Source organism: Streptomyces marokkonensis (assembly GCF_039539045.1).
GTDB lineage: Bacteria > Actinomycetota > Actinomycetes > Streptomycetales > Streptomycetaceae > Streptomyces > Streptomyces marokkonensis.
The window spans coordinates 15320-29487 of record NZ_BAABCQ010000003.1; the positions used below are offsets into that span (position 1 = coordinate 15320).

General features: G+C 78.3%; 2 protein-coding genes (1 of these 2 cut by a window edge). Both read left to right on the top strand.

Going from position 1 to position 14168, the window contains the following annotated elements:
* Nucleotides 1-13545, top strand: a complete 13545-nt coding sequence (locus ABEA26_RS01295; RefSeq protein ID WP_345588323.1) for an amino acid adenylation domain-containing protein — start codon at nucleotides 1-3, stop codon at nucleotides 13543-13545.
* Nucleotides 13542-14168: the start of a beta-ketoacyl synthase N-terminal-like domain-containing protein gene (locus tag ABEA26_RS01300; RefSeq protein WP_345588325.1), read on the top strand. Its footprint extends 6441 nt past the window's final position; 627 of the gene's 7068 nt are visible here — the first part of the coding sequence; it begins with the start codon at nucleotides 13542-13544; its stop codon lies beyond the right edge, outside the window. The genes ABEA26_RS01295 and ABEA26_RS01300 overlap by 4 nt, the downstream gene beginning before the upstream one ends.

Genomic DNA, 14168 nt, shown 5'->3' on the forward strand with positions numbered 1-14168 from the left:
ATGGGAGCGGGGACGGCAGACGGCAACCGGGAGGACGCGACCGGCGACTGTACGGACGCCGCCTCGTCCGTACGGCTTCCACGGCTGTCCGAGGACGTCGCCGAGGCACGGCTGCTGCGGTGTTACCGGGCGGCCGGTGAGCGCGTCACCGAGGGCGAGCCGCTGTACGAGTGCGAGACGGACAAGGTCACCGTGGACGTCGACGCCCCCTTCAGCGGCCGGCTGACACGGTGGCTGGTCGAGGAGGGCGACGTGGTCGCCACCGGTGCGCCGATGGCCCTCGCCCAGGCCGACGCCCCGGCCCCTGTGGCGCCGGCGCCGGGCCCCGGGCGGGACGCGACGGCCGGCCCCGCGGGGACGGACGCGTCGGCCGAGACGGACACGCCCGCCAAGACGGACATGCCCGCTGAGACGGACACACCGGCCGAGACGAACACGCCGGCCGGGAGGGGCACTCCGGCCGGGACCGACGTGTCGGGTGCCGGTGCTCCCGCCGAGGTGACGCCCGCGGACCTCCGTATGTCACCGCCGGCACGCAAGCACGCCCGGCTGCGCGGACTCGGCCCGCAGGAGCTGTCCCGGATACCGCGCCGGGGCTCGATGCTCACCCCCGCCGACATCGACCGCCACCTGGAGGCCGGGGCCGCGCCCGCGGACGAGCACGGCCATGACGAGCCCGGCCGTGACGAGCCCCGTCATGACGAGCCCGGCTACGACGACGTGCCGCTGTCGGCCTCGCAGGTCCGGTTGAACCGGGCCCTGGACCGTGCGCGTGCCGAAGTGACGGCCGGCACCGTCACGGTGGCCCTGGACGCGGCGGCCCTGCGGCGGACGGCGGCCCGGTTGCGCGCCGGGACGGACGTGGGTTTCGTCAGCGACTTCCAGGCGCTGGCCCGGCTGGCGGCGCTCACCGCGCGGGCCCACCCCCGGCTGCGGGCACGCCGGGTGGGCCGCGACACCCTGCGGGTCTTCCGGGACGTGACGCTCGGGCTGGCGGTCGCCACCGACGACGCCGACCTGGTGGTGGCGGGCCTGCCGCACGCCGCCGACGACGACTTCGGTGCCTTCGCCGGGCGTTGGGTAGAGGGCATCGACGCGGCGCGGAGCGGGTGGTCCACGGTGGACGGCACCGCCACGCTGCTGGTGTCGGCGCTCGACGACGACGGCGCCCTGCACGGCACGCCCGTCGTGGTGCCGCCGGCCGTGGGCACCCTGCTGCTCGGCGCGCCGTCCGCGGCGGACGGCCGGCGGTTGCTGACCCTCGCCTACGACCACGCCGTCCTCAACGGCCGGGAGGCGGCACGCTTCCTGGAGGCCGTACGGCAACGGGTGGTGGAGACGGGCGAGGAGCGGCCGGACCACCGGACCGCCGCCCCCGCCCCCGCGTCCGCGCCGCCCGGTCCCGCGTCCGCGCCGCCCGGTCCCGACGGCCCGGACGGCGGGGTCCTGGCCCGCCTGACCGCCCTGGCCGGACAGGTGATGGAGCACGCCCCGGCGCCAGACGCCCCGCTCGGGGAGCACGGACTGACCTCCAAGCGCGCCGTGCACCTGGTCACGCTCGCCAACGAGACCTTCGGCTGCCGCCTCCCGGAAACCGCGGTCTGGCATCACCCGACCCTGCGCTCGCTGGCGTCGGCCGTCGGGGAGCCGGCCCACTCCCCCGCCCCCTCGACCGCTGTCGCCGCCACCGGCCACGGGAGGTCCCGCTCCGCCGAGGACGACCGGGCGGCCGTCGTCGTGGGCATGGCGTGCCGCTTCCCCGGCGCGGAGGACACCGACGCCTTCTGGGACGTCCTCGTGCGGGAGGAGTGCACCGTCACCGAGGTGCCGGCCGGGCGTCTGGGACCGGTCCCGGACGGGGACGCCGCGCACGGCACGCACCGCGCCGGGCTGCTGGCCGAACCGAACGCGTTCGACGCCGAGTTCTTCGGCATACCGCCGCGCCAGGCACGGTCGATGGATCCGCAGCAGCGGGTCCTGCTCGAACTGAGCCGGCACGCCCTGGAGGACGCCGGCCTGCCGCCCGCCCGTCTCGCCGGCACCCGGACCGGCGTCTTCGTGGGCGCCTCCAGCTACGACTTCCGGGAGCGCACGGTCGCCGCGGGGGCCGCCGACGGGTACGCCACGCTCGGCACGCTCCCCACCTTCCTGGCCAACCGGATCTCGTACCACTACGACCTGACGGGCCCCAGCATCACCGTGGACACCGCCTGCTCCGCGTCGCTCACGGCGCTGGTGCTGGCGGTGAGCGCGATCGAACGCGGCGAGTGCGACACCGCGCTGGTCGGCGGGGTGAACCTGCTCGGCAACGGCTTCAACCAGGCCGCGTTCCAGCAGGCCGGGATGTTGTCCCCGCAGGGTCTGAGCCGCGCCTTCGACGCGGGCGCCGACGGCTACGTACGGGGTGAGGGGGCGGTCTGGCTGGTGCTCAGGTCCCGGCACCGGGCGCGGGCGGACGGGGACCCGCTGCGCGCCGTCGTGCGGGCGGCCCGCGCCAACCACGGCGGCCGGGCCAGCGGCCCCACCGCGCCGAACCCCCGGGCGCAGACCCGGTTGATCCGCGACGTGCTCGACCGGGCCGGGCTGAGCGGCCGGGACCTCGGTTACGTGGAGGCCCACGGCACCGGCACCCCGCTCGGCGACCCGATCGAGCTGGAGGCGCTGCGCGCGGCCGTCGGCACCGGTGACGCGGCCGGACCCGGCGGGGCGCTGCCGGTGGGCTCGGTGAAGGCCAACATCGGACACCTGGAGGCCGCCGCGGGGCTCGCCGGGGTGGTGAAGGTGCTGCTGGCCATGCGGCACCGGACGATCCCCGGCACCCCGCACTTCACCCGGCTCAACCCCGCCGTCGACCTCTCGGACAGCGCCCTCGTCGTCGCCGGGCGGACCGGGCCGTGGCCCGCGGGAGGGTCGCCGCGGCGGGCCGCCGTCAGCTCGTTCGGCATCGGGGGGTCCAACGCCCACGCCGTACTGGAGGAGTGCGCAGAGGAGCCCGGAGCGCCCGTCAGGGAGGACGTGCCGTACGTCCTGCCGCTGTCGGTGGCCACTCCGCGGGCCCTGCCGGCCCTGGCCCGGGCCCTGCTGGACCACCTCGACCGGGCCACCGCCGGAGGGCGGACGGCCGACCTCGGCGCCTGGGCGTGGACCCTGCAGACGGGCCGTGCGGCGCTGCCGGTGCGGGCGGCGGTGACGGCGGGCGGTCCCGACGAGCTGCGCGACGCCCTGCGGGCGCTCGCCGCCGGCACCCCCCACCCCGCGCTCGACGGCGCCGGCGACCCGGACGGGCCCGCCGCGCGCTGGTCGGCGGGGCAGGACGTCGACTGGGCGGCGCACTGGCCGGGCCCGGACCGTCCGCCACGGCGCGCAGCGGTGCCGGGCCACCCCTTTCTCCGCCAGCGGTTCGCACCGCCCTGGGAACGGGACGGCGCACCGGCCGGCCCGGCACCGCGCGAACCCGCGTCCCACGCTCCCGCCTCGGTCCACGTTCCGCGCTGGGTGCACGCCCCGGCGGCCGGGGCGCTGCCGGACCCGGGGCGGGCCGAGGGCGCCGTCACCCTCCTGTTCCACGACCCCGGCACCGAGGACCTGGCGCGCTCCTGGGCGGACGGCGTGCTGCCCGCCCCCCAGCTGGTCCCGTACGACGGGGAGCCGCCGGAGCCGCCGGGCGGGCGGACGCCGGTGCGCGTGCTGTTCGTCGTGGGCGGGGCCCGCTGGCACCTCGACGCCTCGGGCAGCGCCCGCCTGCACCGCTGGCTGCGCACCGTGGTGCGGACGGCCGCGGCGCTGGACGCGCGCCGGTCGGCCGCGACGCTGACGCTCGTCACCACCGGCCTGGCCGCGCCCGGCGGTGAGGGCGCCGCGTTGCAGGGGGCGCTGCTCGGCGCGGTGCGTTCGCTGCCGCTGGAGTCCCCGCTGCTGTCGGTGGCCGCCGTCGACCTGCCCGGTCCGGGGGCCGCCGGGGCGCCTCCGCTCGCGGCGGTCCTGGCCGAACCGTGCGGCCGCCGGGCGCCGCTCGTGTCGCTCGGGGCCGACGGGGAGCGGCGCGTGGAGTGCCTCGTCCCGGCACCCGACACGCCCTCCGCCGCGTCCGGGGACGCCCTGTGGCCGAACCGGTCCCCGGTGCTGCTCGTGTTCGGCGGCGCGGGCGGCGTGGGAGGGACGGTCGCCCGCGAGCTCGCCGCCCGGCGGGGCGCCCGGCTGGTCCTGGTGGGCCGCTCCGCGCCCGACGCCACCGTGCGCTCGCTGGTCCGGGACGTCCGGGAGGCCGGCGGGGACGCCCACTACGTGCGGGGCGACGTCCGGGACGAGGCCGACGTGGAGGCGGCGTTCGCGCACTGCGCCAAGCGGTACGGGCCGCCCGACGCCGTCCTGCACGCGGCGGGGGCGGCGCACGACGCGCTGCTGTCCCAGCTCACCGGCGACGCACTGGACCCGCTGCGCGACGCGAAGCTCGCCGCGATCGGGCCGCTGCACCGGGCACGGGCCCGCCGCCCGGGGACGGCCCTGGTGCTGTTCTCGTCGTTCCTGGGGGTCTTCGGCAGCCAGGGCGGTCTCGCGTACGCCGCCGCCAACGCCTGCCTCGACCGGATCGCGGTCGCCCTCGACGGGCCGCGGACGCCCACCCGGGCGGTGGCCTGGGGCCTGTGGCGGGACACCGGGCTCGCGCGACGCTACACCGAGGCGGTGCGGGCGGCCCACCCGGGCCTGGAGGCCCTCGACACCGCCGACGCCTGCGCGGCACTGGAGCGGTGCGTGCGCGCGCCCGACCCGTACGCGCTCGTGCTCGGCGGGCGTCCCCGGGCGCTGGACGCCTTCCGTCCCGACGCGGTGGGCACCGTCGCCGCCGGTGACGACGCCCGCCGCACTTCGCCGACGGCCACCGACGACCACGACGACCACGACGACCACGGGGGCCCGTACGCGCAGGGCCACGAGGAGGGAGCGCACGTGCCGGAGCAGGCCGACGTTGCGACCGGACGGGACGGGCGGACGGCGCGGGCCGCGCTGGAGGAACGCATCCGTTCCGTGGTGCGGGGCGTGCTTCCCGGCGACCGGCCCCTGCCCGCCGACCGTCCGTGGCGGGAGCTGGGGGTGGACTCGCTGCTGCACGTGGAGCTGACGGCGGCGCTGAGCGGCGTCTTCGGGCCGCTGCCCGGCACCACCCTCCACGAGTACGGCACGATCGGCGCACTGGCCGGCCGCCTCGCCTCGGCCGCCGCAGCGGACGGCGCCGACGAGCGCCCCGCCGTGCGGAACGCGCCCCTCGCCGCATCCCCGGACGCCCGGCCGCCGCAGGCCCCGTACCCGGCCGCCCGGCCGCCCCACGCCGAACCCCCGGCCGCGCCGCCGCGCCGCCCGCGCCCGGCCGCCTCCCGCGGGGCGGCAGCGCAGCCGCCCGTGGCGGTCGTCGGCCTCGCGGGCCGCTACCCCGGCGCGTCCGACGTGGACGGGTTGTGGCGGCTGCTGTCCGAGGGACGTACGGCCGTGCGCGAGGTCCCCGCCGACCGGTGGGACTGGCGGACGGCGCACGTCCTGGACCCGAACACGACCCGGTGGGGCTGCTTCCTCGACGACTGGGACCGGTTCGACGCGGAACTGTTCCGCATCCCGCCCCGTGACGCCGCCGTGCTCGACCCCCAGGAGCGGCAGTTCCTGGAGACGGCGTGGGAGGCGTTCGAGTCGGCCGGCTACTCCCGGTCCCGGCTCTCCCAGCGGGTGTCGGCGGACCGCGTGGGCGTGTACGTGGGCGTCACCTCGCACAGCGGCCTGCTGGCGCAGCGCGACGCCCGCCTGGCGGGCGCGGACAACGCCGAGTACGGCATCACCGCCTACTCCTCCGTCGCCAACCGCGTGTCCTACGCCTTCGACCTCAGCGGGCCGAGCCTGGCCGTGGACACCATGTGCTCCTCCTCGCTGACCGCGATCCACCTGGCCTGCCAGGCACTGGCCTGCGGGGACGCCGACCTCGCCCTGGCCGGGGGCGTGCACCTGTTCACCCACCCGGACCGGTTCGCCGCGCTCGCCTCGGTGGGCATGACCTCGCACGGACCGCTGAACCGGGCCTTCGGCGCCGGGGGCGACGGCTTCGTGCCCGGCGAGGGCGCCGGGGCCGTGCTCCTCAAGCCGCTGCAACGGGCGCTCGCGGACGGGGACACCGTGTACGCGGTCCTCACCGGCAGCGCGGTCAACCACGGTGGCCAGGGCGGGGGTTACACCGTGCCGAGCCCCGTCGCGCAGGCCGAACTGATCGGCCTGGCGCTCGACCGCGCGGGACTGCTCCCGCACGACATCGGCTACGTCGAGGCGCACGGCACCGGGACGGAACTGGGCGACCCGATCGAGGTACGCGCCCTGGCGCGGGCGTTCGGGACCGATCCCGCGGTGCGCCCCGGTTCCGTGCGGATCGGCTCGGTGAAGTCGAACATCGGGCACGGCGAAGCGGTGGCCGGCGTGGCCGGGCTGACCAAGGCCATCCTGCAACTGCGGCACCGGAAGCTGGTGCCGAGCCTGCACGCCCGTCCGGAGAACGACCGCCTCGAACTGGCCGGCGGCCCGCTGCGGGTGCAGCACGACGAGGAGCGGTGGTCCGCGGGCGAGGGCGCCCCGGACGTGCGGCGCGCGGCCGTCAGCTCCTTCGGCGCGGGCGGGTCCAACGCGCACGTGGTGGTCGAGGAGTTCACCGGTCACCGGCCCGCGCCCGACCCGGCCTCGGGGCCGCTCGTCCTCCCGGTGGGCGCCCCCGACCCCGGGCGCCTCGCCCGTGTCGCGGACCGCCTGGCCGCCCTGCTCGACGGCTCCGGCGAGACGCTGACGGGCCCGGTGTCCCTGGCCGACGTGGCCGGCACCCTGCGCGAGGGGCGCGACGAGTGGCCGTGCCGGGCCGCGGTGCTCTGCGCGGGACCCGAGGACGTCGGCACGGCCCGCGCCGCGCTGCGGGCGCTGGCAGCCGGGGAACACCACCCCGCGCTGGTCGTCGCCGGCGGTGACGGCCTCTCACCGGAGCCGGAGCCGGAGCCGGGCTCGGACGGGTCCGGGTGGGCGGACACGCCCGACGGGGAGGCGCCGCGCGTGGCCCGTGCCTGGGTGGCGTCGGGAGCGAGCGCGTGGGACACGGTGGAGGCCGCCCCGTACCGCAGGGTCGCCCTGCCCACCACTCCCTTCGCGGGGCGGCGGCACCGGGTGGCCGGGCCCCCGGCCGGCGCGTTGGAGGCCGCCGTGCTGCCGCTGCGGACCGGCCGGCTGCTGCCCGTGGTGACGGCCGCGCCGGCCGGCGACACGGTGCGGGTCGGCCTGCCCGAGGGACATCCGTGGGTGACGGACCACGTGGTCGACGGCGCCCCTCTGGTCCCGGCCGCGCTCGCCCTGGAGACCGTGTGCGAGTCGCTGCTGGCCCGGGGGACCGATCCGTACGCCGTGGCCGTCGAGGACGTCACCTTCGCCAGCCCCTGGCGGGGCACCGACGCGGGCGCCGACGTGGTGTTCGAGGACGGGCCGCGGGGCGACGGGCCGGCGCCCGGGGACCGGCTCCCCTTCGCCGTCCGCTGCGCGGACACGGCCGTGGTGCGCGGCTCCGTCGCCCGGGAACCGCGGGACGGGACGGACCCCGATGCCTTCGCCGGTCTGCTCGCCTACCTGCCGGAGCGGCTGGACGCGGCGCTGGCCGGCGCCGGCACCGGCTCCGCCGACGCCTTCTACCGGGTGCTGTCCGCCCACGGTTTCGCCTACGGCCCCGGCTACCGGCGCGTCACCGACGTGGTCCGCCGCGGCGCCGAGGTCCTGGCCCGGATCGACGCCGACGGCCCGGCCGCACCCGCCGGGCGGCCGGTGCTGCACCCGGCCGTGCTGGACGGCGCCTTCCAGGCGGCCGGCTACGCGGTCATGGCTACGGACGGGCAGCCGCCGAGGGAACGGCTGCATCCCCTGTCCGTCGACCGGTTCAGGGTCCACCGCCCCGCCGTCGGCCCGGTGTACGTCCATGTGCGTCCGGCACGCGCCGCTGGCCCGCGCGGCACGCACGTCCTGGATCTGCGGCTCGTCGACCCCACCGGGGCCCCGGTCGCCGACGTCGAGGGATTCCTGCTGCGCGCGGACGCCCTGACCCCGCCCCCGGCCGCAGTGTCGCGCCCCGGCCCCGCGACGGACGGCACGGGACGCCCGCCTGTCCTCGACGGCGACGGCGAACGCACCGCCGCGTACGCCCTGACGTGGTCCTCCGCGGCCGAGCCGCCGCCGGTGCCCGGCCGCCGTGGTCTGCTGGTCGTCGGCGGCCGGGGCCCCCTCGGCGGCGCCCTGGCGGACCTGGCCGGCGCGACCCTGACCTGGGACGCCCTTCCCCCCGCCGACCCCGCGGCCGCCCGTGCCGCCCTCGACGCGGCCCTCGCCCGGCTCGACGACGACGCGGACGCCCTCCTGCTCCTGGACCAGGAGGAGTTGGCGCCCGACGGCGACCGCCTGTGGGACAGCCCCTCCGAGGCCTCCGGCGGCTACGAGCGGTTCGCCGCGACGGTGGCCCTGCCGGTCTTCGCGGCGCTGCGCGCGCTCGTCGCCGGCCGCCGGCCGCCCGGAGCGCAGGTTCGCCTGGTGGCGTGCGCCGGTACCGGCGCGGCGCAGGCGGCGCAGCACGCGCTGCACGGTCTGGTGCGCACGGCCGCGGGCGAGACCGGCCGTTTCGGCATCGGGCTGGTCTCGGTGGACCGTCCGTGGAGCGCGCACGCGCCCGGGGACGCGGCCGCCTCGGTCCGCGCCGAGCTGGCCCGGTCCGCGCCTCTCCCGTGGGTGCGCCTGACGTCCGGCGGCGCCCGCCTGGCCGCCGCGCTGGAGCGGTTGCCGCGGTCCCGGCGCCCGTCGGAGCTGCGGGCCGACGGCTGCTACCTCGTGGTGGGCGGTACGGGCGGGCTCGGCCGGGCCGTCACCGCGTCGATCCTCCGCCGGGCGCCGCAGGCGCGCGTGGTGGTCGCCGGGCGGCGCGCGCCGGTCACCCCGGCGCCCGGCGCGCCCGGTACCGGGCCGGACGACCGGGTCGTCACCCTGCCGTGCGACGTCACCGATCCCGGAGCGGTGGCCGCTCTCGCCGCCGAACTGGACTCCCGGGGCCTGCGGCTCAACGGCGTGGTGTGTCTGGCGGGGGTGCTGCGCGACGGGTTCCTGCGCACCAAGACGGCCGAGGCGGTGGACGAGGTCTGCCGGGTGAAACTGCTGGGCGCCGCCGCGCTGGACGCCGCACTGGCCCGTCACCCGCTGGACTTCTTCGTCCTGGCGTCGTCGGTGGCCGTCCACGTCGGCAACCAGGGGCAGGCGGACTACGCCTTCGCCAACGGCTTCCTCGACGGCTTCGCCGAGGCCCGGGCCCTGCGGGTGGCGGCCGGGGACAGGCCGGGCCGCACCCTCGCCGTGGGCTGGCCGGCGCTGACCGGCGGCGGGATGCGTCCGCCCGCCGCGACGCTCGACTTCCTGCGCGACACCTACGGACTGGAGGCCCTGCCCGTCACGGAGGCCGCCGAGGAGCTGTGGCGGCTGCTCGCGCCCGGCGCGACGGCGGCGCACGCCGTCCTCGCCCACGGCGACCTCGGCCGCTGGGCCCGGGCGACCGGCGCCCGCACCACCGGCTCCGCCCCGGAGACCGGCGTCCTCCGGGACCCCGGCCCCACGCCGGACCCCGGCCCCACGCCGGCCGCCGGCACCACCCCGGACCCCCGCCCCTCCCCGACCGCCGGCACCGCACCACCGGCTGCCGCCGCGGCCGGTGCCCCGCCCCGGGGCGCCGAGGATCTCCGCGCCGCGGCGGTCCGATGGCTGACCGAGCAGGTCCGCGCGGTGACCGGCCTGCCCGTGGACGACCTCGCGCCGGACGCCCAACTCACCGCGCTCGGGGTGGACTCCATCGCCCTGACGCGGCTCGGACGGACCCTGGAGAACTCCCTCGGCCGGCTGCCGCGCAGCACCCTGTACGACCACGACAGCATCGCCGAACTCGCCGAGGGTCTGCTCGCCACCCACGGCGACGCCCTGGCGCGGGCCGCCGCCCCCGCACGACCGCCCGGCCCGCCGGAGACGGCGACGTACGTCACGACGGACCACGGCACGGCGCACCGCACGGCGGACGGCACGGCGCCGGACCCCGGCACCGCGGACGACCGCACGGCGGACCGCACGGCGCCGGACCCCGGCACCGCGGACCACTGGCCGGTGACGGAGCGCCAGATGCCCCTGTGGGCCGCGGAGTACGCGGCCCGGCCCCACGCCCCCTACAACCTGTCGGTGGCCTGGCGGCTCCCGGCGGACCAGGACCGGGACGCGGCCGCGGCTGCCGTGGCCGCTCTGCTCACCCGTCATCCTGCGCTCGCCCGGCGCGTCGGCCCCGAGGGCGGATCCCTCCGTCTGCTGCCGGTGACCGCGGACGCCGGGGTGTGGAACCTCCGGGGCGTGCCCCCCGAGGAGCTGTTCGACGCCCTGCGCGACGAGGCGGCCCGGCGACTGCCGCTGGAGACCGGACCCGCCGTGCGCGCCGTGCTGTGGGACGACGGCTCGGGCCGTGACGTGCTCCAGCTGACGGTGCACCACCTGGTCGCGGACGGCCGGTCGGTGGAGCTGCTCGCCGAGGACCTGAGCGCGTTGCTGGAGCGCCCGGCGCCGGACGGCGCGGTGCCGGAGCCGGCCTCCGCCGCGGCCTCGTTCGGCCGGTTCCTCTCCCTGGAGGAGACGGACACGGCGCGCCGCGAGGAGGCGGGGCGGGCCTGGCGGGAACGGCTGCGCACGGTGCCCGAGGCTCCACGCTTCCCCGGCGGCACGCCCGACGCGGACCCCTGGGCGGCCGGACACCGCGAGTACCGCATGCCGGGCGCGCTGCGCGACCGCCTGCGCGCCGCCGCCAGGGCGGCCGGGGTCAGCGACTTCACCGTCCAGCTCGCCGCCTACGCCCTCACCGTCGCCTCGGTCACCGGCCGGACCTCCTTCCTCGTCTCGGTGCCCACCTACGGGCGCCCGGGCCCCGAGTACGACCGGACCGTCGGGCACTTCGTCAACTCCGTGGTGGTCCGCCTGCGGCCCGACCCCGGTCGGTCGCTGCGCCACTGGCTCACCGAGCTGCACGAGGAGGTGCGTTCGGCGCAGGCGCTGGCCGACCTGCCCTATCCGGCCGCCGCCGGGCTGTGCCGGGACGCCGGCGGCGACCCGGCGGTGCCCACCCTGACCTTCGCCTACCAGAACTGGCCGCGCCCGCCCGGCGCCGGTCCCGGCCCGCTGGCGGAACGGATCTTCATCCGGAGCCAGGGCGGCCACTGGGACCTGGGACTGGAACTGACCGACACGGCCGACGGCGTGGAGATCCTCGCCAACCGCCGCCGCACCGCGCTGACGTCCTCGGAACTCGACGCGTTCACGGACACCTGGTTCGTCCTGGCCGCGGCGCTCGCCGACGACCTCGACGCCCCGGCCGGCGACCTGCTGCGGCCCGGTGCGCTGACGGTGCCCGGACGCTTCCGCGCCCTGGTCCGGCGGTGTCCGGACGAGGTGGCGGTGCGCGACACGTCGGGCGCCACCCTGACCTACGCCGAGGCGGACCGGCGTACCGCGGCCCTGGCCCGGGCGGTGCGCGCGGCCGGTGCGCGGCCGGGCGAGCCGGTCGCCGTGCTCGTGGGCCGCAGCGCCCGCCTCCCGGTGGCGCTGCTGGGCGTCCTGCGGGCCGGGTGCCCGTACGTGCCGCTCGACGCGTCCTACCCGGCCGAGCGCATCCGGAACGTCCTGGCGGACGCGGGGTGCGCGGTCGCGGTGACCGAGCGGTCGGAGGCCGGGCACCTGGCGGACGCCGGGGTGCGCACCGTGCTGCTCGACGAGCTCTCCGACGGGCCGCCGGACGCCGGTGCGGAAGCGGGTGGCGACGAGCCCACCGACCCCGGCGCTCCCGCGTACCTCATGTTCACGTCCGGCAGCACCGGGCGGCCCAAGGGAGTGGCCGTCAGCCACCGCAGCGTCCTGCACACACTGGACGCGTTCCGGACGCTGCTGGGCTGGGGGGCGCGGGACCGGCTGCTGGCGGTCACCACGGCGAGCTTCGACATCTCGGTGCTGGAGCTCTTCCTCCCCCTGGCCTGCGGGGGCGGCCGCGTCGTGGTGGCGGACCGCGACACCGTGCGGGACGCCACCCGGCTGGACCGGGTCCTGGAGGCCGAGGGGATCACGGTGCTCCAGGCCACGCCCAGTGGCTGGCAGCTCCTGCTGGACGGCGGCTGGCCGGGACGGCCGGGGCTCACGGCCCTGTGCGGCGGCGAACCGCTGCCGCCGCAGCTCGCCCGCGCGCTGGCCGCCCGGGTGGGCTCGCTGTGGAACGTGTACGGGCCGACCGAGGCCACCATCTGGTCGACCGCGGCCGAGCTGTCCGCCGAGGGGCCGGTGGTCCTCGGCGAGCCGGTGGGCGCCACCGCCCTGGCCGTCACCGTGCCGGGGCCGGACGGCCGGCCGGCGGTCGCGGCGGACGGCGACACGGGTGAACTGTGGATCGGCGGCCCCGCGGTCGCCCTCGGGTACTGGGGGCTGCCGGAGCAGACCGCGCGGCGGTTCACCGGGCACCCGCTGGCTCCGGGGCTCGGTGGACGGTGGTTCCGTACCGGCGACCTGGTCAGGCGTGCGTCCGACGGCTCCCTGCGCTTCGTGGGCCGCGCGGACACCCAGGTGAAGATCCGCGGCCACCGGCTCGAACTGGGCGAGGTCGAGACGGTCCTCGGCGAGCACCCGGGGACGGGACGCGCCGTGGTCCTGGTCCGGGGGGACGGTGCGGCCGCGCGCCTGGTGGCGGTCGTGGTGCCCCGGGCGGGCGGTGCGGACCCGGACCCGGCGGACCTGGCCGGGTTCGCGGCGTGCCGCCTGCCCGAGTGGATGCGGCCGCAGGAGTACGTGGTGCGGGCGCGGCTCCCCCGTACACCCAACGGCAAGACGGACCGGTCCGCCCTGGCCTCCGAGCTGGCCGCCGGGCCGGTCACCGGCTCGGCCACCGGACCTGCCATCGGGTCGGCCACCGGGCCTGCCACCCCGGCCGGTCGCGCGGCGTCCCCGGCCGACCCTGTCGAAATCGGCCCCGGGGACGGCCCGGAGGACGCCGGACGGCGGATCGCGCAGGAGTGGCGGGAGCTGCTCGGCGTGGACGAGGTGGACCGGGACCTGACGTTCTTCGCGGCGGGGGGCAACTCGGTCCTCCTGGGCACCCTGTTCGCCCGCCTCTCGGCCCGGTTCCCGGCCGCCCGCCTGGAGATGGGCGACCTCTTCTCCCACCCGACACCGGCCGCTCAGGCGGCCCTCGTGGCGGAACGCCTGGCCGCCGGGCACACCGCCGAGCCGCGGCCGGCCACCGCCCGGCCGGAACCGGGGGCCGCTCCGGCACCCCCGGACCCCGAAAGGCCGCCGGCCCCCGGCGCGCTCCCGGGCGAGGCGGCGGACCCGGCCGAACCGCAGGAACCCGCCGTCCGGCGGCCCGTCACCCGGGAGCTGTCCCCGCAGGCGCTCCGCCGGGCCCGCAGGCGGTCCTTTCGCAGCGCAGTCACGGAAGCAGGATGACCATGTCCTTCGTTCAGCAGGAGACGTCACCGGCCGTGGACGACCCCACCGCCGTCGCGGTCGTGGGGGCGTCGTGCCGCCTCGGTCCGCTGTCCTCGCCCGCCGCCTACTGGGACCTGCTGGTCCGCGGGGAGACGGCGGTGCGAAGCCACGGGCGCGAGGAGCTGCTCGCCCTCGGCCACGAACCCGCGCGCCTGGAGCGCCCCGGGTTCGTGCCCGCGGGCAGCCCGCTGTCCGACGCGGACCGCTTCGACGCGGAGCTGTTCGGCTTCAACCCGCGGCAGGCCGAATGGCTCGACCCGCAGCAGCGGGTCCTCCTCGAACTGGCGTGGGCCGCCCTGGAGGACGCCGGGCTGGCTCCCGGCAACACCCCGGGCACCACCGGGGTGTTCACCTCCTCCGCCCGGCCGACGCTGCCGCCGGTGGGCATCACGGACCTCGACGCGACGGGCATGGCCCGCTTCTCCTCGGCCGACCGTGACTTCACCGCCACCCGGATCGCCCACCGCCTGGGCCTGACCGGGCCGGCGCTCACCGTGCAGACGGCGTGCTCCAGTTCGCTGGTCGGTGTCCACCTGGCCGTGGAGAGCCTGCTGGGCGAGGAGTGCGACACCGCCCTCGTC